Genomic DNA, 21186 nt, shown 5'->3' with positions numbered 1-21186 from the left:
GTATGGCCCGGGCATCTGCATTCTGTATCAGTAGACGGTGCCGCATGGGTGTTGCGGGAGTGGCAGCAATGTGCCCCAAGCCCACTATTCAGTGCGCAGCTTAGACAGCATTGGACACGAGACATTTCCGCTGTCACAGTTGGCTGTAAGTTCGACTAACGCCGCTTCCAAGCGCCTCAGTTCGTCTACCCTTGCACGCACGTTGAAGATATGGAGTTCGGCCAGCTGCTTGACGGATTGACAATCCTCGGCTTCGCCTTCGGACAGGTTAAGTAGCGTCTTTGCGTCTGCGAGCGAGAAGCCCAAATCGCGGCATTTCTTTAGGAAACGAAGACTTCCAATCTCATCTGCAGAGTACATCCGCCGGTTATTCGGTGCCCGTGCTGGCTTTGGCACAATCCCTTCGCGCTCGTAGTAGCGGATCGTTTCAATGCCGACGCCGCTTTGACGGGATGCTTCCCCAATCGCAAACACGTGAGATTCCCCAGCTTGATCCTGTAGCGACTACAGAAGTTATACGGAAGAATGTCACTTAGACAACTCCCCGCGAAAAGGGCCGTCAGAAAAAATGCAGAAGTACCTTAGCCTCAGTTACCTGGGATCGCTGTCCGCGCTTGGCGTCGCAACTTGCTGCGTATTGCCCATGACGATGATGCTGCTCGGACTGGGCGGCAGTTGGATGGCAATCTTCGGGAAGATCGCGGCGGCAAGCTACTATGTGCTGGCGATATCGACCGTACTTGTCGCGGTAACTTGGCTGATGTCTCATCAGCGCGGATTAATACCAAAGTTGAAGTGGTGGCTTTGGGGAACGACCGCGATAACCGGTTTAGCTTGGGTTGTCGTATTCTACGAGGCCCGGATCAACGATTTCCTGATTATGCAGATGTGAGACAATGACGGACCAAACTCTAGTGCTTGAAAGCACACTGACGTGCCCAATCTGTGGGCACAGCGAAACCGAAGAAATGCCGACGGATGCCTGCCAGTGGTTCTATGAGTGCAAGTCGTGCGAAGCAGTTTTGAAACCCATGGAAGGCGATTGTTGTGTATACTGCTCTTACGCCACTGTTCCATGCCCACCAATCCAATTGGGCGGTAGCTGTTGCGGGTAAAGCGAAGGTCGGCTTCGTCCCGCAAATCAGACAAATGACCACAACCTCGCCACCAACCCGCAACTACAACCAATCCCGCAGGATCGGAATCAACGGCACATCCGCCGCAGGCATTGGATAGTTCCGCAGGTCATTCGCCCGCACCCATTTCAGCGCCTGACCCTCTTTCGACTGCGGGATACCCTCCCATTTGCGGCAGGCGAACAGAGGCATCAGCAGGTGGAAATCGTCATAGCTGTGGCTGGCGAAGGTCAGCGGTGCGAGGCAGGAGGCCCAGGTGTCGATGCCGAGTTCCTCGTGCAATTCGCGGATCAGTGCGGCCTCGGGGGTTTCGCCGGGTTCGATCTTGCCGCCTGGGAACTCCCACAGACCGGCCATCGATTTGCCCTCGGGGCGTTGGGCCAGCAGAACCCGGCCCTCGATGTCGATCAGGGCGACGGCTGAGACAAGAACTGTTTTCATGGTCGCAATCCCGGACGCAAAACCGGGCTCCACTTTTGCTGGAATTGCTCCGGTTTCACGAGCGATAATCCGCGTTGATCTCGATATAGCCGTGGGTCAGATCGCAGGTCCAGACGGTGGATTTGCCCGCGCCCAGCCCCAGATCGACGGCAATCACCAGATTCTGACCTTTCATATAGGCGGCGGCGTCATCCTCGCGGTAATCGGGGCTGACCCAGCCTTTTTCGGCCACCAGAATGTCTCCGAAGGAAATGCTCAGCAGATCACGATCCGCAGCCGCGCCGGATTTACCGATGGCCATGACGATGCGGCCCCAGTTCGGGTCCTCGCCCGCGATGGCGGTTTTCACCAGCGGAGAGTTGGCAATCGCCAGACCGTGTACCTTGGCGTCTGCGTCCGAGGCGGCCCGGGTCACACGAATTTCTACGAATTTCGTGGCCCCCTCACCGTCGCGCACCACTTGCTGGGCAAGATCCAGCATAACGCTTTCCAACGCTTCGGCAAACGCTGCATTGCCGGTGGCATCGACACCCGACGCCCCGGTGGCGCACAGCAGCAGGCTGTCCGAGGTCGAGGTATCGCTGTCCACGGTGATGCAGTTGAACGTGCGGTTCGTCTGCGCGCCCAGCATCGCCTGAAGCGCCGATTGGTCCACCTGCGCGTCGGTGAAGATGTAGACCAGCATGGTCGCCATATCCGGCGCGATCATGCCGGAACCCTTCGCAATCCCCGCAATAGAGACAGTTTTGCCATCAATCTCGACCTGCGCCGACGCCCCTTTCGGGAAGGTATCGGTGGTCATGATCGCCTTCGCGGCGTCTTCGATGGCGTGCCGGCTGAGGCCCGATTTCAGCGTCTCAAGCTGGGCCACGATACGATCATGCGGCAGGGGTTCCCCGATCACGCCGGTGGACGAGGTAAAGACTCGCCCGATCGGGACGCCGGTGGCATCCGCAACGGCCTGCGTCACCTCGGAAACCGAGGTCTGGCCGTAATGCCCGGTAAACGCGTTGGCATTGCCCGAGTTCACAAGGATCGCCGCCGGGCCATCACTTGGCCCGCCGATCTTGTCCTGACAATCCAGCACCGGCGCGGCGCGGGTGGCCGATTTGGTGAATACGCCTGCCACAGATGTTCCGGGGTTCAGCACGGCCAGCATGACATCCGTGCGACCCTGATAGCGCACACCCGCCGCGACGGTGGCAAAGCGCACACCGTCAATTGCAGGCAGATCGGGGAAACTGGCCGGGGCCAGCGGCGAAACCTTGGTGATCGTGGCCACGGCAGATTACTCCTGCAGCAGTTCGATCTGGCGCAGCGTTTCGGGGCCCGCCCCTTCCAGCGCCGGACGCTCGATCTGAGCCTGCTGGGTCAGTTCATCGATGCGGGCCTGGATCGCCTCTTGCTGGATGGTCTGAGCCAGTTGATCGCGGATCGTGTCCAGCTCGGGCGCTTCGGATTTGCGGGTGTCGTTCAGAATGATGACATGCCAGCCGAACTGGGTTTGAACCGGATCCGACACCTGACCTTTTTCCAGACCAATCACGGCCTCTTCAAATGCGGGCACCATCTGGCCCTTGCCGAACCAGCCCAGCGCGCCGCCATTGGGGCCCGAGGGGCCTGTGGACCGTTCGCGCGCCAACTCGGCAAAATCCGCACCATCGTCCAGTTGCGATTTGATGACCTTGGCCTCTTCCTCGGTATCTACCAGGATATGGCTGGCGTCGAACTCATCCTCGCCCGCGAAATCTGCAAACTGGGCGTCATAAGCGGCCCGAATGGCCTCATCCGTGACGGCGGCATCGGTCAGGGCTTCGACCGCCTGCACCGCTTTCAGCGAGCGACGCTCATTTTCAAGCGCGATTTCGTTCAGTTTGGACAAGTCGCCCTGTTCCTGGCTCAGCAATTGCTGCTGGATCAGCTGTTCAAGGATGAAGTCGAACAGCACGTCATCTTCAGCCTGTTGATACTGCGCCGGAAGGTTCGTGGCCATGGCGATGACGTGACCCAATGTGATCTCATCCCCGTTCACACGGGCGACGACGGTGCCTGCATCAGGCTTGGTTTCGGCGGCCAGCGGCAGGGCCATCACGGCAGCAAGCGCCAGAGATGGCAGAAAAGTGAGGCCTTTGGGCATGGATCAATCCTATTTCTTTGCCGCGACAGGGCGCAGCGTTGACACTTCAGAACCTGCCGCTTACATCGCTTTGAAGCCTTGGACAGGGCCGCCTTTCACCCCCCGTATCTATGGGTTGCGCGCAAGGTGGGCAAGCCTGTCGCAACCAAGACAAGAACAGATCCGCTGGAGTGAACATGCTGGGACTCGGAACGCTCGCCAAAAAGGTGTTCGGAACACCGAACGACCGCAAGATCAAGGCGACCCGCCCCCTGATCGAAAAGATCAACGCGCTGGAGCCCGAGTTCGAGAACCTGTCCGACGAAGGGCTGATCGAAAAGACCGCCGAGCTGCGCAAGCGCGCGCTGGATGGCGAAAGCCTGGATGACCTGCTGCCCGAAGCCTTTGCCAATGTGCGCGAAGGGGCCAAGCGCGCGCTGGGTCTGCGCGCCTTTGACGTGCAGCTTATGGGCGGTGCGTTTCTGCATCAGGGCAACATCTCGGAAATGAAAACGGGTGAGGGTAAGACACTGGTCGCCACCTTCCCCGCCTATCTGAACGCGCTGACCGGTAAGGGCGTGCATGTTGTCACGGTCAACGAATACCTCGCCAAGCGGGATGCCGAGTGGATGGGCAAGGTGTTTGCGGCTGTGGGTATGACCACCGGCGTGATCTGGTCGGGGCAACCCGATGCCGAGAAAAAGGCCGCTTATGCCTGTGACGTGACCTATGCCACCAATAATGAGCTGGGTTTCGACTATCTGCGCGACAATATGAAGGCCGATCTGGCCGAGATTTACCAGAAGCACCACAATTTCGCGATTGTGGACGAGGTCGACTCGATCCTGATCGATGAGGCGCGGACGCCGCTGATCATCTCGGGCCCGTCGCAGGACCGCTCGGATCTTTACACCGCGATTGATGCGCTGATCCCGTCGCTGAGTGACGATCATTTCTCGCTGGATGAAAAGTCCCGCAACGTGACCTTCACCGATGAAGGCAACGAGTTCCTTGAACAGCAATTGCTGGACGCGGGGCTGATCCCCGAAGGCCATTCCCTGTATGATCCGGAAAGCACCACCGTCGTGCATCACGTCAACCAAGGCCTGCGCGCACACAAACTGTTCCAGCGCGACAAGGATTACATCGTCCGCGACGGAAATGTTGTTCTGATCGACGAATTCACCGGTCGTATGATGCCGGGCCGCCGCCTGTCCGAAGGTCTGCATCAGGCCATCGAGGCCAAGGAAAACGTCCAGATCCAGCCCGAAAACGTGACGCTGGCCAGCGTGACCTTCCAGAACTACTTCCGCCTTTATGACAAGCTGGGCGGCATGACCGGCACGGCGCTGACCGAGGCCGAAGAATTTGCTGAAATCTACGGCCTGGGCGTCGTCGAAGTGCCGACCAATAAACCGATTGCCCGTCTGGACGAGGACGATCAGGTCTATCGCACCGCGATGGAGAAATACGGCGCGATCATCCAGGAGGCGAAAGAGGCCAGCGCCAAGGGTCAGCCGGTGCTGATCGGCACCACCTCGATCGAGAAATCCGAAGTGCTCAGCCAGATGCTGACCAAAGAAGGCATCGAGCATAACGTCCTGAACGCCCGCCAGCATGAACAAGAGGCCCAGATCGTTGCCGATGCTGGCCGCTATGGCGCGGTGACCATCGCCACCAACATGGCCGGTCGGGGCACCGATATTCAGCTGGGCGGCAACGTGGAAATGAAGGTTCTGCAGGCACTGGCCGAAAACCCCGAGGCCGATCCCGTCGAACTGCGCGCTGCGGAAGAGGCGCGTCATGCTGAAGAAAAACAGAAGGTGCTGGAGGCCGGTGGCCTTTACGTCATGGCCTCGGAACGGCACGAAAGCCGCCGTATCGACAACCAGCTTCGCGGCCGCTCGGGCCGTCAGGGCGACCCGGGCCGCACTGTGTTCTACCTGAGCCTCGAAGACGACCTGATGCGCATCTTCGGCTCGGAACGGCTGGACAAGGTGCTGACCACGCTGGGCATGAAGGAAGGCGAGGCCATCGTCCACCCCTGGGTGAACAAGTCGCTGGAACGGGCGCAATCCAAGGTCGAAGGCCGTAACTTTGACATGCGCAAGAACGTGTTGAAGTTCGACGATGTGATGAACGATCAGCGGAAAGTGGTCTTTAGCCAACGGCGCGAGATCATGTCCGCAGACGACCTGTCCGAGATCGTGTCGGACATGCGCGAGCAGGTGATCGACGATCTGATCGACGAATACATGCCGCCGAAATCCTATGCCGATCAGTGGGATACCGATGGTCTGCACGAGGCGATCAAGGACAAGCTGACCATTGACGCGCCGGTTCAGGACTGGGCCGCCGAGGAAGGCGTGGATGACGAACAGGTCCGCGAGCGTCTGATCAAGGCCGCCGATGAGATGATGGCGCAGAAGGCCGTGGCCTTTGGCCCCGAGAACATGCGCAACATCGAAAAACAGGTCCTGCTGCAAACCATCGACAGCAAATGGCGCGAGCATCTGCTGACGCTGGAGCATCTGCGTTCAGTCGTGGGTTTCCGCGGGTATGCCCAGCGCGATCCGCTGAACGAATACAAGACCGAAAGCTTCCAACTGTTCGAAGGCATGCTGGACTCCTTACGCGAAACCGTATCGCAGCAACTGTCTCGCGTACGCCCGCTGACCGAGGAAGAGCAAAAGGAAATGCTGGCCCAGATGGCCGCGCAACAGGCGCAGGCGCAGCAGGCGGTCGATCGGGCCGCAGGTCAGGCCGAGGCAAAGGCAGAAGCCGCCGCCTCGGGCGATGCGTTGCCGGGCTTTGACGAAAACGATCCCGCGACCTGGGGCAATCCAAAGCGCAATGATCCCTGCCCGTGCGGGTCTGGCAAGAAATTCAAACATTGCCATGGCAGACTGACCTAACGTCAACGTTAACCAATCACAATGAGTCCGTCTCGCGGCCACAAATTGGCCTCGATTCGGGGCGAATGTCCGACTCGCTCCTTCAACTGGGGAGGGTGTCTTGTTTGTAGTACGGAATTACGTGACCATGTGCGGCACAGTAGCCTGTGCCCTGGCGATTGGTTACCTGATGCAAAATGGAAGTGCTGCGCAGTCGAACGGGGCGCAGGATACTGCCTCTTTGACCAATCAGAATTCGGTTCTGGCAGGGCTGGACAGCATCGTCCTGACATCTGCCTCCCCCAATGACGCCGATAGCGGCCAAAAGACCGTCACAGTTGAACCCACGCGCGCTGAACCGCAGGCCAGAGAACCGCATCAAAACTGCAACCTGACCGCGCGGGCCATTGCCGTACCCGGTGCGCAGGCCCGGCTAAGCATCAAATCCCCCTGCCAAAGCAACGCACGGGTGAATATTCATCACAGCGGCCTGACCGTGACTCAGATCACCGACGAAAACGGTGCGCTGAACGTGACCATCCCGGCGCTTTCGGAATACGCGATCTTCCTGATCTCGTTCCCGGATCAATCCGGTACCGTCGCCACAACCCATGTGCCGGACATCACCCAATACGACCGCGTCGCGCTGCAATGGCAAGGCGATACAGCCCTGCAGATCCACGCATTGGAATTTGGCGCAAGCTATGGCGGCGAAGGCCATATCTGGGCGGACAGCACAACCGCCGGGGCCGGCAGCGTCGTAAGCCTGGGCCACACCGGTCTAGTCGATGCCAATAATATCGAGATCTACTCTTTCCCGGCGGGCCAGTCGCAACAATCCGGAACCATCGATCTGACGGTCGAGGCCGAGGTCACAGAAACCAACTGCGGCCGCGATCTGAACGTGCAATCCATCGAATTGCGGGCAGACAACCGCCTGCGATCCCGCGACCTGAGCCTCGCCGTGCCGGACTGCACGCAAACCGGTGAGTTTCTGGTGTTGAATAATCTGCTCTCAGACCTGACAATTGCGGCAAAGTAATCCGCAGGCAGGCTCGACTCTCTTATGACATTCTTCCGTGTGGCGGTGGCCGCGCTGATTTCCGCAATCCTTGGAGCCGGTGCGGCAGCACAGGACATCACGCTCACCTCGCATGACGGCAAGGTCGAGATTACTGGCAACCTGCTTGGTTTCGACGGCGAATTCTACCGCGTCGACACTCAGTTCGGCGAGCTGACGGTCGACGGCTCGGGCGTCACCTGCGACGGCCCCGCCTGCCCGAACCTGATCGATTTCGTGGCCGAGGTCCGGTTTTCCGGCTCGTCCGTGATGGCCGAAACAGTTCTGCCCGCGCTGATCATCGGCTTTGCCCGGCAAGAAGGGCTGACCGCTACGCCGAAACGAGTGGATGAACGCACCTTTGCATACGAGCTGTTTCAGGCCGACCGGCAGGCCCCGCTGGCCCGTCTGTTCTTCCGTGTAGGCAATACGGATCAGGGATTTGCCGACCTGACCCAAAACACCGCCGACATCGTCATGGCCCTGCGCGAAATCCGCGACGGCGAAGTTGACGCGGCCCAACAGGCCGGGCTAGGCGATCTGACCCGCGCGCGGCGATCCCGCGTCATTGCTCTGGATGCCATCGTGCCGGTGGTGGCCAAAGACAACATCGCGGCGCAGATTTCCCCGTCTGATCTGGCCCGCGTACTGGCGGGTGAGGTCACCAACTGGTCCGATCTGGGCGGGCCGGACGCGCCGATCGCGTTGCATATGCCCGATGCCGGATCTGGTCTGGCGCAGGCGGTTGAGGACCAGATTTTGGCACCTGTAGGCGTAGACCTGACATCCGGCGCAATACGCCACGCGCGCAACAGCGATCTGGTGCAGGCGGTGGCAAAGGACTCATTCGCCATTGGTATCACCAGCCATGCCTCGGCTGATGCCGCCCGCGCCCTGCCCCTGACGGGCGGATGCGGGCACGGGCTGGCCGCAACGCGCCACGCCATCAAGACCGAAGATTACCCGTTGACCCTGCCCATGTTCCTCTATCTGCCGGAACGCCGCCTGCCCCGGATCGCGCGGCAGTTTCTGGCCTTTAGCCAAAGCGCTGACGCCCAGATGGCGATCCGGCAAGCCGGGTATGTGGATCAGGCGCCTGAAACCACGCGGATCGGATTGCAAGGGGATCGTCTGTCCAACGCCATCGTCTCGGGCGGGGCCGAGGTCGGGCTAGAGGAAATCCAGCGCATGATCGACGCCCTGCGCCCCATGGCCCGGCTGTCCCTGTCGGTTCGGTTCGAGCCCGGATCGTCCCGTCCAGATGCGCAATCGCGGTCGAACATCCTGTATCTGGCGCAGGCGCTGGAAACCGGCACCCTGAACGCCCGCAAGCTGGTCTTTGTAGGCTTCAGCGACGGGGACGGGGCCGCCGCCACCAATGCCCGCATTGCCCTGCGCCGCGCCCAAACCGTCCGCAACGCCGTTCTGGCCGCAGTTGAAACCGAAATCCCCGACAGCATCGACATCTCGGTCGAAGGCTTTGGCGAGGCCATGCCCATGGCCTGTGATGACACCGAATGGGGCCGCAAGGTCAACCGGCGTGTCGAAATCTGGATCGAGTAACTCCCGCATCTTCTTCTCGTCAAAAATACGGTGGGGGTGAATTGATCCGCAGGATCAAGAGGGGGCAACGCCCCCTACAAATACCCCTCGGACCGAAAACTCAGCTCGGTCGATTTTCCGATGATCAGGTGATCATGCAACGTAAGACCCAGCGCCGTGCAGGCATCTTGAATCCGGTTGGTCATGTCGATATCCGACTGTGACGGAGTCGGGTCGCCGGACGGGTGATTATGCACCAGTATCAGGGCCGAGGCATTCAGCTCCAACGCCCGTTTCGCCACCTCGCGCGGATAGACCGGTACATGATCCACCGTCCCCTTGGCCTGTTCCTCATCCGCGATCAGCACGTTCTTGCGGTCCAGATAGAACACCCGGAACTGTTCGATCTCGCGATGTGCCATGGTGGTGTGGCAGTAATCCAGCAGGGCATCCCACCCGGAAATCACATGCCGCTGCATCACGCGGGCGCGGGCCATCCGGTGGGCGCAGGCTTCGAGGATTTTCAGGTCGGTGATCACTGTCTCGCCAACACCTTTGATCTGACGCAGCCGTTCTTCGGGCGCGGTCAGCACGCGGTTGAAATCCCCGAACGTATCCAACAGCAGCCGCGCCAGGGGTTTCACGTCCTGCCGGGGGATCGAGCGGAACAGGACCAGTTCCAGCAACTCATAATCCGGCATCGCCGCAGACCCGCCTGACATGAACCGCTCGCGCAGTCGTTTGCGGTGGTCCTTGATGTATGACGGCAACCGGCCACTCGGCAGTGGCTGTGCCGGTGCTTCGTCCGTGTCGAACAGCATGGGTGCTTCGGCAAAGGCGTCCTGTGTCATGGGCTCATCCTGACGCAGAATCGGTTTCTGATTGGTTAACGTGCCTCACCCGCCAGCCGCACCGTAGCCCGGCGAACCCCCATGTGCAGCAGGATCGAAAAGACCCCCAAAGTCAGCATCGCCGCAAACATCAGGTCCGTCTTGGCCCGACCATTGGCCAGCAGCATCAGATAGCCCAACCCTTGCGACGAGCCCACCCATTCACCGATCACCGCCCCGATGGGCGCATAGACCGCCGCCAGACGCATCCCCGAGGCCAAGGACGGCAACGCCGCCGGAATACGGATATGCCACAGCACCGCCCGCTTGCTGGCCTGCATGGTCCGCGCAAGGTCCAGATAACCGGGCGGCGTCCGCATCAGCCCGTCGAAGAAAGACGAGGTGATCGGGAAATAGATGATCAGCACCGCCATCGCCACCTTGGACCAAAGCCCATAGCCCAGCCACAGGGTCAGCAGCGGGGCCAGCGCAAAGACCGGCAGCGCTTGGGTAAAGACCAGCATCGGCTGCACCAGCACCCGCGCCGCCCGCGAATTGGCCAATTGCAGCGCCGTGACGACGCCCAGCACCGTACCAACACCCAGACCGATCACCACTTCGACCGCGGTGATCCATGTGTGTTCGGCGATCAGCCAGCGGTTCTGCCACCATATCTCGGCCACAAGCGCCGGGCCGGGCAGGATGAATTTCGGCAGGCCGGTGATCCAGACGATCCCCTGCCAAACCGCCACCGCGAACACAGCCGCCGCAAGGGCCGAAAGATATCTCATGCCGTCTCCCGCAGCAGGCGCAACAGGGCCCCTTGGGTTTCCAGTGTCTCAAGATCGTCCACATGGCGCGGTGTGGGGGCGTGCGGAGGTTCACACGCAGTCAGCCCCTGCTGCGTCATCACCACGATGGACTGACCCAGCCGCGCAGCCTCGGCCGGATCATGGGTGACCAACAGCACGGTCCGGCCCTGCAACGCCTCTGCCGCCAGATCCTGCATATCCGCGCGCGTGCGGGCATCGAGGGCCGAGAATGGCTCATCCAGCAGCACAATCGGCCGATCCTCCATCAGCGTTCGGGCCAAAGCCACGCGCTGTCGCTGACCGCCGGACAGTTCAGAAGGTTTCTTGGCCATGTGGTCCTGCAGACGCATCCGCCGGATAAGGCGGTCGCGCCGCCCCAGGTCGGGTTTCTCGCCCCGCAGCCGCGCACCCAGCGAGACATTCTGCGCCACTGTGGCCCAGGGCAGCAGCAAATCATCCTGCGCCATATAGGCCACGCGGTCCGGGACCGGATCGCCATCGCTGGCGGTGATCTGGCCGGTGAATTCCGCTCCGGTTTCCAGTCCGGCAATCAGGCGCAGGACCGTGGTTTTGCCAACGCCCGATCCGCCCAGCAGACAGGTCCACTGCCCTGCCGCAAGGGTAAGGGTCAGCGGCGCGAACAAAGGCGTGTCGCCAATGGCCGCCCGCCCATTGATGGTCAGATCGGGCGCGGGGGTCACCGGGTCAGGCCCATCTGCCAGAAATTGACCTCCAGCTCGGTGGCTGTACGGAAGGTCTGGCACAGGCGATCCCAACGGGGTGAGGCCTTGAAATCCGGTCCAATCCGCCGTGTCAGAGCCGAATCCATCAACTCACCAATCGCCTTGCACCCGGCTTGGTACTCGTCGCTGGCATAGGTGTTGATCCAATCGCGATATGTCTCGGATGTGGCCGCGGACGCCAACCGGGTGCCGATCTCGCCATATCCCATAACGCAGGGCGCCAAAGCGGCAAGCAGATCCAGCAGATCCCCGCTATACCCCGCCTCAAGCACAAAGCGGGTATAGGCAAGGTTCTCGGTCCGTTCGGGCGTCGCGAACAACGCCTCCTGAGTAATCCCGGCCGCCTTACATATCCCGATATGCAACTGCATCTCTTCCCCGACCAGGGCGTTTACGGTTTCCGCTGCCGCCAGCATTTCCGAATGCGTCTCGGACTTGACCACCGCCAGCGCCCAGGCGCGGCTGAAATGGATCAGGAATACATAATCCTGACGCAGGTAATGCAGGAACGCGTCGCGCGGCAGCGTCCCGTCCTTCATCCCTTCGACAAAGGCGTGGCGGGTATAGTCCCGCCACGGCCCCTGCGCCGCGTCGCGCATCAGCGCGAAGGCGTTGCCGTATCCGCTCATTGGGCGGTCACGTCGATGGTGATGTCGCTGACCGGGTTTAGGCTGTCCACCATGCCGCTTTCGTTCAGAAACGCCTCGAACCTTGCATAACGACCGGCGTCAAAGCCCGCAGGACGCAGCGCAAAACGCGGCACCGTGTCGATCCAGGCACGGGCGTTCAGCTCATCCTGCAACTCGGGCGAGGTAGAGGCAAAGATCTCCCAGCTTTTTTCCGGGTTGTTGACGATGAACTGCGTCGCCTTTTCGGTGGCCGCCAGGAACCGGGCGATCATGTCTTTGTCCATCGTCTCGGGGTTTGCGACATAGATCAGCTCGTCATAGGACGGCACGCCCTCTTCCTCGATATAGAAACAGGTGCCCGGACGGCCTTCGATATCCATCTGGTTCAGCTCGAAATTGCGATAGGCGCCGATGACGGCATCCACCTGCCCGGACATCAGCGAGGGCGAGAGCGAGAAGTTGACGTTGATCAGTTCAACGTCGTCCAGCGTGACGTCGTATTTGCCCAGCACGGTGCCCAGAACAGCCTCTTCCACGCCCGCAACCGAGTACCCGATTTTCTTGCCCCTGAGGTCCGCAGGCGATTTGATCGGACCGTCTTTCGGCACCAGAAGGCAACTCAACGGGGTCGCGACCAGCGTTCCAACACGTTTCAGCGGCAGACCCTCGTGGATCTGAAGATGCAGTTGCGGCTGATAAGACACGGCAAGTTCCGCCTGACCGGCGGCCACCAGACGCGGCGGGGCCGAGGGGTCGGCGGGCGGAATGATCTCGACCTGCAATCCTTCGTCGGCGAAATATCCGTTTTCCTGAGCCACGATGATCGGGCCATGGTCGGGGTTGATGAACCAGTCCAGCAGCACGGTCATCTTGTCTTCGGCCCAGGCCGGCGCAGCGGCCAGAAGGGCGATGGCTGTCATCAGCTTTTTCATGTCTCGCGTTTCCTTTTCACTCACGAGGTTGAGGCCGCGACGAGGACAATCTCGCCCGGCCAATCCGGTTCAATCTGTTCTGCAGCGCGCCAGGCCCGCAGGCCGGTGGCGCAGCACAAAGCCAGTCTTTTGTCTTTGTTAGGCTCTGTTTTCAGGTCTTCGACACTCAGGCGCTGCGCCAACGGGTGGATTGGGTCCGGGGCTTCGCCCGTGTCCCGCAATTCGACGATCATGTCGTCGGCGTCCAGTTGCGAGGCGGCCAGGAAGGCAAAGACCCGCTGAGGCTCGGGCGCTGCGTCGAACCGGAAACTGGTGCTGCGCAGGGTGCGTGCATCGAGCTGCACCATCTGACCCAGCGGCGAGGGGTCGATCCCCAAAATCAACGCCAGCGCCATCTGCGCCTGCATCGCGCCGATCATTCCCACGACGGGACCCAGAACACCTGCCGTGGCGCAACTTGCCCCACTGTCCGGCGCATCCGGGAACACCGCACGTAGTGAGGGTGCACCGCCGCAAAACCCGCCGACATAGCCAGACAGGCCCAGAACCGAGGCGCTGATCAGCGGCTTGCCCGCGATCAGACAGGCATCCGACAAGGTATAGCTGGCGGAATAGCTGTCCGCACAATCAAGGATCACATCAGCCTGCCCGACAAAATCCATCACATAGGCGTTTGTTAGAGCCTGTTTTTCAGCAACAATCACAATCCCGGAATTCAGCACGCGACAGCGTTCCGCCGCGACATCGGCCTTTGGGCGACCGCATTCCGCCTCGGAAAACAACGTCTGTCGATGCAGGTTCGACAGGGCGACCTGATCCGCATCCATGATCGTCAGATGCCCAACCCCAGCGCCAGCCAGCAACGGTAGGGCCGGAGCCGCCAGCCCGCCCGCGCCCACAACCAGAACCCGCGCGCGCGACAGGCGGGCCTGCCCTTCGGCGCCGACCTCGGGCAGGATCATCTGGCGGGCATAGCGGTTCATCTGGTGACCTCGATCCATTGGCGCACGCGCGCCTCGGGGTCGGGGTTCAGGGTGATGTCTGTCACGACCGAAACGATGTCCGCCCCAGCCTCAAGCACCCCTTCCGCGCGCTCAACGCTCATGCCGCCGATCCCGACAAGAGGGATGTCGCCCACACGGGCCTTCCATTCGGTGACTTTGGGTAGGCCTTGCTGCTTCCACTTCATCTTTTTTAGAATCGTCGGATAGACCGGGCCCAGCGCCACATAGTCGGGGTCCATTGTCAGCACACGCTCAAGCTCATCATCATCATGGGTCGAGACGCCCAGCTTCAGCCCAGCCTTGCGGATCGCTTTCAGATCGGCGTCGTCCAGATCCTCTTGCCCCAGATGGATCCAGTCACAGCCTGCATCGATGGCGGCCTGCCAATAGTCATTGACAACCAGCACCGCGCCATACTCGCGGCAGAGATCGCGAGAGGTCACGATCTGCGCCCGAACAACCGCGCCCGATTGATCCTTGATACGAAATTGCACCAGCTTCACACCCAAAGGCAGCATCCGCCGCAACCAGTCCGAATGATCGAAGATCGGATAGAAACGGTCCAGCGTCATGACAGGAACGCCTTTCCAATGACAGGGGTTGAGGCTTCGGCCATATCCCGCGCCTCGATCGGGTCGGCCTGATGCGCCAGTTGCCCGGCCTCAACCGCGTGCGCCATTGCCTGCGCCATGCGCACCGGATCACCGGCCCGCGCGACAGCGGTGTTCAGAAGAACGGCGTTATAACCCAGTTCCATCGCATGGGCCGCATGGCTAGGCAGACCAATCCCGGCATCGATTACCAGTGGAATTTCGGGAAATTCCGCCCGCATCGCACGCAATGCGTATTCGTTGTTCAAACCGCGCCCCGAACCGATAGGAGCACCCCAGGGCATCAGAACCTCGCACCCGGCCCCTAACAACCGTTCGCCCACGATCAGATCATCGGTGGTATAGGGAAAGACCTGGAACCCGTCCTCGGTCAGAATTCGCGCGGCCTCGACCAGTTGGAACACGTCCGGTTGCAGGCTGTCGGTGTGGCCGATCAGTTCCAGCTTGATCCAAGGGGTCTCGAACACCTCGCGCGCCATATGCGCGGTTGTCACCGCCTCTTTCACCGTGTGGCACCCGGCGGTGTTGGGCAGCACCCGCACCCCCAGATCGCGGATCATCTGCCAGAATGTCTGCCCCGCCCCGGATTCGCGCCGCAGAGACACCGTGGCCACGCCAGCGCCACTTGCGCGGAAGGCCTGTTCCAGAATCGCAGGGCTGGGATATTGCGCGGTGCCCAGCATCAGCCGGTTGGGCAGGTCGACGCCATAGAAACTGCGCATCCTCAGCCCCCCTGCATCGGCGACAGGATTTCGACCCGGTCGCCTTCGTTCAAAGCATGGGCGAAGCGCAAGCCCGAGGGCACAAATTCTTCATTCACCGCCGTCGCAACGCGGCCCGAGAAACCGCACTCCTCCAACAACTCGGCCAAAGTGACGGCCATCACGTTCTTGGGTTCACCGTTAAGCACAATCTTCATCGACCATCTCCGACTGTTTGTTGTCCAACGCCAGATCGGCCACGCCCTGCGCCAGCGCCGGGGCCAGCAAATAGCCGTGACGGTAGAGCCCGTTGGCATAGATCGTCCCGCCCAGACGCCGAATGCGCGGCAGGTTGTCCGGGAAGGCGGGGCGCAGATCGACGCCAATTTCCAGCACCTCGGCCTCGCCAAATGCAGGGTTCAGCGCATAGGCGGCGCTGAGCAGCTCCAGCATCGACCGGGCCGTGATACGGCTGCTGTCTTCGCTTTCGATCATCGTGGCACCCAGCATGTAGATGCCATCGCCACGCGGCACGATATAAAGCGGGATACGCGGATGCAGCAGACGAACCGGACGCGTCAGGGTCACGTCAGGGCAGCGCACGACCAGCATCTCGCCCTTCACGCCGCGCAGGTCCTGCAACACATCCCGCGCCGTCAGCCCGCGGCAGTCGATGAGGTTATCCAACTGCGCAGGCGCGTGATCGTTGCGGAATTCGACACCCTGTTCCTTGAGATTGCGGTACAGGTCATGCAGCGCCTGTCGTGGATCAAGGTGAGCCTCCCCTTCAAAAAACAAGCCCTGTCCGAATCCATACAAATCAGGCTCTAATTCGGACAATTTCGCACGATCTACTTCGGTAAACGCTTCGGTCCGACGCGCGAAGCGGCACAAGTCCGGCACATCCCTGGCATTCGCCACGACCAGAGTGCCATTGCGATGCACCTGCGTTCGCTCCGCCCACCAGGCAATGGCCATCTGACCCAACCGCAAAACGGGTTCCTCGGCGTTTTCGTATTCGCACCACGGGGCCAGCATGCCGCCCGCCCACCACGAACACCCATGCGGACCGGGCGGGCCAGCGGGGTCAAAGACCTGCACCCGTTCGCCGCGCGAGACCAGCTCGCTGGCAACGGCCAATCCGGCAACCCCGGCCCCTATGACAGACCAGAGCGTCATCCGGGCCAAACCCGGTGAAAATGATGCACCGGCCCGTGCCCCGATCCGACATTCAACTCATCCGCCCGCGCAATCGCGCCTTGCAGATAGTCATGCGCTTCGGCCACCGCCTCGGGCAGCGCCATACCCTTCGCCAGACCGGCCGCAATCGCCGAGGACAGGGTGCAACCCGTTCCATGCGTGTTTCTGGTGTTTTGCCTTGGTGCCTGAAACTCGGCCACAACACCTGTTTCACCGATCAGCACATCGTGGCAGATATCACCCGTTCCATGGCCACCTTTCATTAGAACCGTGCGCGCTCCCATTGCGCACAGCGCCTTGCCCTGTTCGATCATCTCGCTTCGCGACGCCGCAGCTTGCTGATCCAGCAGGCAAGCGGCCTCGGGCAGGTTCGGTGTCAAAACACTCGCGCGGGGCAACAGGACGTCACGGAGGGTCTGCACCGCCGCGTCCGCCAGCAAGGCATCGCCGGATTTCGCAATCATCACCGGATCCAAAACGATGGGGCCGTCAAACTCCGATAGTGCCCGCGCTACGGTTTGGATGATTTCAGGCGTTGCCAGCATGCCGATCTTGATCGCGCCAACATTCAGATCGGTCAGCACCGCCTCGACCTGCGCGGCGATCACGTCCGGCGGGATACCGTGCACAGCCGTAACCGCCTGCGTATTCTGCGCCGTAACGGCAGTGATGACGCTGGAGCCGTAAACACCCAAAGCCGACATCGCCTTCAGATCGGCCTGAATCCCAGCGCCGCCGCCGCTGTCGGATCCTGCTATGGACAGGGCAATTGCTGCCACGTCGTCGCTCCTTCATTTTGGGGGCAACGCGGGCATGGAAAACGTCTGTATGCGTTAGACCGTTCCCTACGCCGGTATTGCCCGGATCAGGTTCGATGGGTTAGCGCGTTCACGCCTCTCAGCCCTTTGATCAGGGCACCCCAACGGTTGATGCGGACAATCTCAGGGCAGGCGCTGGAAATCAAGCGCCAATCCACAGGTCATAAGGCCACTTTGGGCAAGAGGTTAAGACCAAAGCGGCGTTTGAATTGCGGGGGAAAATGCGAGGCTCTGCCTCGCGCTCCGAGGTATTTTGGGCCAGATGAATAAAGGATCCCTTGCTTCATCTGGCTACAAATATCTCGGGGGAGACGCCCGGTACGGGCGGCGGGGGGGCAGAGCCCCCAATAGCGGACGACCGCCCGAATAGGGCAGTCCGCCTTAACCTTTCATCCCGTCCCAAAAGGACTTGACGGACGAGAAAAAGCTTTTGGATTCCGGGTGGTTATCTTCCCCCAGATCATCAAACTCACGCAGAAGCTCTTTCTGACGGCTGGTCAGGTTGACCGGAGTTTCCACGGCCAGTTCGATGAACATGTCGCCAACACCGCCACCGCGAAGGGCGGGCATGCCCTTGCCGCGCAGACGCATCTGACGACCCGACTGGCTGCCTGCCGGGATTTGCACCCGACCGCGGCCACCGTCGATGGTTGGAACTTCGATCGATCCACCCAGCGCGGCCTTGGCCATGCTGACCGGCACGCGGCAGTAAAGGTTCACGCTGTCGCGTTCGAACAGCTTGTGATCCGAAACCTCTACAAAAATATAGAGATCACCCGGAGGGCCACCGCGCATTCCGGCTTCGCCTTCACCGGCCAAGCGGATACGGGTACCGGTTTCAACACCGGCAGGGATGTTCACCGACAGGGCGCGTTCTTTTTCGACACGGCCCGCGCCATTGCAGGATTTGCATGGGTTCTTGATGATCTGGCCCAATCCCGAACAGGTCGGGCAGGTGCGTTCAACGGTAAAGAACCCCTGCTGCGCGCGAACCTTGCCCATGCCGGAACAGGTCGGACAGGTGGTGGGCTCTGCGCCGCCTTCGGCACCCGTGCCTTCACAGGACGAACACGCCACTGCGGCGGGCACGTTGATGGTTTTCTGCAGCCCCGCGTAAGCCTCTTCCAACGATACGCGCAGATTATAGCGCAGGTCCGAACCACGCGCCGCGCGACGTCCGCCACCGCCCCGCTGCCCGCCCATGAAATCGCCGAACAGATCGTCGAAAACGTCCGAGAACGCGCTGGAAAAATCGCCCTGACCAAAGCCGCCGCCGGGACGGCCCCCGCCGCCCATACCGTTTTCGAATGCGGCATGACCAAACCGGTCATAGGCCGCTTTCTTGTCGGCGTCGCGCAGCACGTCATAAGCCTCGTTGGCTTCCTTGAACTGCGCCTCGGCATCCGGGTTGTCCTTGTTGCGGTCGGGATGCAACTCTTTGGCTTTCTTGCGAAAACCCTTTTTGATCTCGTCCGCCGATGCGCCCTTGGTCACGCCGAGCACATCGTAGTAGTCGCGTTTTGACATCAGTGTTTCCTTCTGCCTCAACGTAATCGGGCCGGCCCGGCAACCGGACCGGCCCGCATTGGCCCGGTTACCCGTTAGTTACGCTTGTCGTCGTCCAGATCTTCAAACTCGGCGTCGACAATATCATCATCGCCCGGCGCGGCATCTGCTGCTGCCGGTTCTTCTTCGCCCTCTTCGGCTTGCGCCTTGTAGATGGCTTCGCCCAGCTTCATGGCCGCTTCGGTCACGTTCTGAATGCCCGACTTGATCTTGTCGGCATTCTCGGTCTCCAGCTCGTCCTTCAGCGCGGCAATCGCCAGCTCGATGGCTTCGATGGTGGTCGGGTCAACCTTGTCGGCATGCTCTTCCATCGACTTTTCGGTCGAGTGGATGAGGCTTTCCGCCTGGTTCTTGGCATCGACCAGCTCGCGGCGTTCCTTGTCGGCTTCCGCGTTCTCTTCGGCGTCCTTGACCATCTTTTCGATGTCCTCGTCGGACAGGCCGCCAGATGCCTGGATGGTGATCTTCTGCTCTTTGCCGGTGCCTTTGTCCTTGGCCGAAACCGAGACAATGCCGTTGGCGTCGATGTCAAACGTCACCTCGATCTGCGGCATACCGCGCGGTGCGGGCGGGATGTCTTCAAGGTTGAACTGACCCAGGATCTTGTTGTCCGAGGCCATTTCACGCTCACCCTGGAACACGCGGATGGTCACGGCGTTCTGGTTGTCTTCGGCGGTCGAGAAGACCTGAGACTTTTTCGTCGGGATGGTCGTGTTGCGGTCGATCAGACGGGTGAACACGCCGCCCAGAGTTTCAATCCCCAGCGACAGCGGGGTCACGTCCAGCAGAACAACATCCTTGACGTCGCCCTGCAGAACACCGGCCTGAATGGCGGCGCCCATGGCGACAACTTCGTCCGGGTTCACGCCCTTGTGCGGCTCTTTGCCGAAGAATTTGGTGACCTCTTCGATCACTTTCGGCATCCGGGTCATACCACCGACCAGAACAACCTCATCGACGTCGCCCGCCGACAGACCGGCGTCTTTCAGCGCGGCGGCGCAGGGCTTCATCGATTTCTTGATCAGATCGCCCACCAGCGATTCCAGCTTGGCACGGGTCAGTTTCATGACCATGTGCAGCGGCTGACCGTTCGAGCCCATCGAAATGAACGGTTGGTTGATCTCGGTCTGCGAGGTCGAGGACAGTTCGATCTTGGCTTTTTCAGCGGCTTCTTTCAGACGCTGCAGAGCCATCTTGTCCTGAGACAGATCAACGCCGTGTTCCTTTTTGAACTCATCCGCCAGGTAGTTGACGATGCGCATGTCAAAGTCTTCACCACCCAGGAAGGTGTCACCGTTGGTCGATTTGACCTCGAACAACCCGTCGTCGATTTCCAGAATGGTCACGTCGAAGGTACCACCGCCAAGGTCATAAACCGCGATGGTTTGGGTATCTTCCTTGTCCAGACCATAGGCCAGCGCGGCGGCGGTCGGTTCGTTGATGATCCGCAGCACTTCCAGACCGGCGATTTTACCGGCGTCTTTGGTGGCCTGACGCTGTGCGTCGTTGAAGTAGGCCGGAACGGTGATAACCGCCTGCGTGACGTCCTCACCCAGATAGCTCTCGGCGGTTTCCTTCATCTTGCCCAGAGTGAAGGCCGAGATCTGGCTTGGGGAGTATTTTTCACCGCGGGCTTCGACCCACGCGTCGCCATTGCCGCCATCGACGATAGCGTAGGGCACCATTTTCTTGTCTTTTTCGACTTCCGCATCATCCACGCGACGACCGATCAGGCGCTTGACGCCAAAGATCGTGTTGTCGGGGTTGGTGACCGCCTGACGTTTCGCAGGCTGACCGACCAGACGCTCTTCTTCGGTGAAGGCGACGATCGAGGGCGTGGTCCGCGCCCCTTCCGCGTTTTCGATGACCTTCGGCTGCGAGCCGTCCATGATGGCCACGCACGAGTTTGTGGTACCGAGGTCAATCCCGATGACTTTTCCCATTTTTGCAATCCCTTTCTCTTCAAGGCGATGTCCCGAGGGCCGGACCCGTTATGGCATCCTGTCCCCGATCTGATGTGCGCGACAGCACTAAACCATCGCGCGTCCCGGCGTATATAAGGGCCGGACCAGAGGCCTGCAAGCACTCTGAATCGCAGCTTTTCGGGAATCTGCGGCCTTTTTGGGCAAGGATTAAGTAGGGAATGGGGAA

The 21186-nt window shown here is 60.8% G+C and carries 22 protein-coding genes and 1 riboswitch; of the genes, 5 read left to right on the top strand and 17 right to left on the bottom strand.

Annotated elements, in window-relative coordinates; all coding sequences use genetic code 11:
- Nucleotides 1–84 precede the first annotated feature (84 nt).
- A complete protein-coding gene (locus ACR0E6_RS11460; RefSeq protein WP_480583400.1) occupies nt 85–474 on the bottom strand; it encodes a MerR family transcriptional regulator in 390 nt (129 codons plus the stop codon).
- A gap of 94 nt (nt 475–568) precedes the next feature.
- Here ACR0E6_RS11460 and ACR0E6_RS11455 point away from each other — a divergent pair, with 94 nt between their 5' ends.
- Entirely contained in the window at nt 569–892 is a 324-nt protein-coding gene (locus ACR0E6_RS11455) for a hypothetical protein (RefSeq protein ID WP_480583397.1), read from the top strand.
- Between the two features lie 4 nt (nt 893–896).
- Nucleotides 897–1115: a GDCCVxC domain-containing (seleno)protein gene (locus tag ACR0E6_RS11450; protein ID WP_480583394.1), complete on the top strand. Its 219-nt coding sequence runs from the start codon at nt 897–899 to the stop codon at nt 1113–1115.
- A gap of 63 nt (nt 1116–1178) precedes the next feature.
- Here ACR0E6_RS11450 and mutT read toward each other — a convergent pair whose 3' ends face one another.
- The 3 genes from mutT to ACR0E6_RS11435 are packed head-to-tail and all read right to left on the bottom strand — an operon-like array spanning nt 1179 to nt 3714.
- On the bottom strand, nt 1179–1577 hold the full coding sequence (gene mutT, locus ACR0E6_RS11445; RefSeq protein ID WP_170334201.1) for an 8-oxo-dGTP diphosphatase MutT: 399 nt from the start codon (nt 1575–1577) through the stop codon (nt 1179–1181).
- Nucleotides 1578–1632: 55 nt separating this feature from the next.
- On the bottom strand, nt 1633–2859 hold the full coding sequence (gene argJ / locus ACR0E6_RS11440) for a bifunctional glutamate N-acetyltransferase/amino-acid acetyltransferase ArgJ (protein ID WP_480583391.1): 1227 nt from the start codon (nt 2857–2859) through the stop codon (nt 1633–1635).
- 6 nt (nt 2860–2865) lie between these two features.
- Entirely contained in the window at nt 2866–3714 is an 849-nt protein-coding gene (locus tag ACR0E6_RS11435) for a peptidylprolyl isomerase (RefSeq protein ID WP_170453412.1), read from the bottom strand.
- Between the two features lie 176 nt (nt 3715–3890).
- On the opposite strand from ACR0E6_RS11435, the gene secA reads away from it, so the two are divergent.
- From secA to ACR0E6_RS11420, 3 genes are all read left to right on the top strand, one after another.
- Entirely contained in the window at nt 3891–6608 is a 2718-nt protein-coding gene (secA, locus tag ACR0E6_RS11430) for a preprotein translocase subunit SecA (protein ID WP_480583386.1), read from the top strand.
- Between the two features lie 100 nt (nt 6609–6708).
- A complete protein-coding gene (locus ACR0E6_RS11425; RefSeq protein WP_480583383.1) occupies nt 6709–7629 on the top strand; it encodes a hypothetical protein in 921 nt (306 codons plus the stop codon).
- Between the two features lie 24 nt (nt 7630–7653).
- The gene (locus ACR0E6_RS11420; protein WP_480583379.1) at nt 7654–9210 is read left to right on the top strand and encodes a phosphate ABC transporter substrate-binding/OmpA family protein; all 1557 of its coding nucleotides are present in this window, start codon (nt 7654–7656) and stop codon (nt 9208–9210) included.
- A 74-nt stretch (nt 9211–9284) separates the two neighbouring features.
- On the opposite strand, the gene radC is transcribed toward ACR0E6_RS11420, so the two are convergent.
- From radC to dnaK, 13 genes are all read right to left on the bottom strand, one after another.
- The gene (gene radC, locus ACR0E6_RS11415; RefSeq protein WP_480583376.1) at nt 9285–10040 is read right to left on the bottom strand and encodes a RadC family protein; all 756 of its coding nucleotides are present in this window, start codon (nt 10038–10040) and stop codon (nt 9285–9287) included.
- 35 nt (nt 10041–10075) lie between these two features.
- A complete protein-coding gene (locus ACR0E6_RS11410) occupies nt 10076–10810 on the bottom strand; it encodes an ABC transporter permease (protein ID WP_480583373.1) in 735 nt (244 codons plus the stop codon).
- Complete coding sequence (locus ACR0E6_RS11405) at nt 10807–11532, bottom strand: ABC transporter ATP-binding protein (RefSeq protein ID WP_480583369.1); 726 nt, start codon at nt 11530–11532, stop codon at nt 10807–10809. The genes ACR0E6_RS11410 and ACR0E6_RS11405 overlap by 4 nt, the downstream gene beginning before the upstream one ends.
- Nucleotides 11529–12203: a thiaminase II gene (tenA, locus tag ACR0E6_RS11400; RefSeq protein WP_480583365.1), complete on the bottom strand. Its 675-nt coding sequence runs from the start codon at nt 12201–12203 to the stop codon at nt 11529–11531. Before tenA ends, ACR0E6_RS11405 begins: the two co-directional genes overlap by 4 nt.
- A complete protein-coding gene (locus tag ACR0E6_RS11395; RefSeq protein ID WP_170623457.1) occupies nt 12200–13135 on the bottom strand; it encodes an ABC transporter substrate-binding protein in 936 nt (311 codons plus the stop codon). The genes tenA and ACR0E6_RS11395 overlap by 4 nt, the downstream gene beginning before the upstream one ends.
- Nucleotides 13136–13155: 20 nt before the next feature.
- Complete coding sequence (locus ACR0E6_RS11390) at nt 13156–14118, bottom strand: HesA/MoeB/ThiF family protein (RefSeq protein ID WP_480583361.1); 963 nt, start codon at nt 14116–14118, stop codon at nt 13156–13158.
- Nucleotides 14115–14711: a thiamine phosphate synthase gene (locus ACR0E6_RS11385; RefSeq protein WP_480583357.1), complete on the bottom strand. Its 597-nt coding sequence runs from the start codon at nt 14709–14711 to the stop codon at nt 14115–14117. Before ACR0E6_RS11385 ends, ACR0E6_RS11390 begins: the two co-directional genes overlap by 4 nt.
- Nucleotides 14708–15472 (bottom strand): thiazole synthase, encoded by a 765-nt coding sequence (locus ACR0E6_RS11380; protein ID WP_170453401.1) that lies wholly within the window; start codon nt 15470–15472, stop codon nt 14708–14710. The genes ACR0E6_RS11385 and ACR0E6_RS11380 overlap by 4 nt, the downstream gene beginning before the upstream one ends.
- Before the next feature lie 2 nt (nt 15473–15474).
- A complete protein-coding gene (gene thiS, locus ACR0E6_RS11375; RefSeq protein WP_170453400.1) occupies nt 15475–15669 on the bottom strand; it encodes a sulfur carrier protein ThiS in 195 nt (64 codons plus the stop codon).
- Nucleotides 15653–16630, bottom strand: coding sequence for an FAD-dependent oxidoreductase (locus ACR0E6_RS11370; protein WP_480583352.1), 978 nt, complete (start codon nt 16628–16630; stop codon nt 15653–15655). Before ACR0E6_RS11370 ends, thiS begins: the two co-directional genes overlap by 17 nt.
- Nucleotides 16627–17430 (bottom strand): bifunctional hydroxymethylpyrimidine kinase/phosphomethylpyrimidine kinase, encoded by an 804-nt coding sequence (gene thiD / locus ACR0E6_RS11365; protein WP_480583349.1) that lies wholly within the window; start codon nt 17428–17430, stop codon nt 16627–16629. Before thiD ends, ACR0E6_RS11370 begins: the two co-directional genes overlap by 4 nt.
- 46 nt (nt 17431–17476) lie before the next feature.
- A riboswitch (TPP riboswitch) is annotated at nt 17477–17583 on the bottom strand.
- A 267-nt stretch (nt 17584–17850) separates the two neighbouring features.
- Complete coding sequence (gene dnaJ, locus ACR0E6_RS11360) at nt 17851–18996, bottom strand: molecular chaperone DnaJ (protein ID WP_480583346.1); 1146 nt, start codon at nt 18994–18996, stop codon at nt 17851–17853.
- A gap of 74 nt (nt 18997–19070) precedes the next feature.
- Nucleotides 19071–20978 (bottom strand): molecular chaperone DnaK, encoded by a 1908-nt coding sequence (gene dnaK, locus ACR0E6_RS11355; RefSeq protein WP_170453396.1) that lies wholly within the window; start codon nt 20976–20978, stop codon nt 19071–19073.
- Nucleotides 20979–21186: the final 208 nt, after the last annotated feature.

The sequence above is a fragment of the Ruegeria sp. AP12 genome, from assembly GCF_056540025.1.
This window is presented reverse-complemented; position numbering and strand designations above follow the sequence as displayed.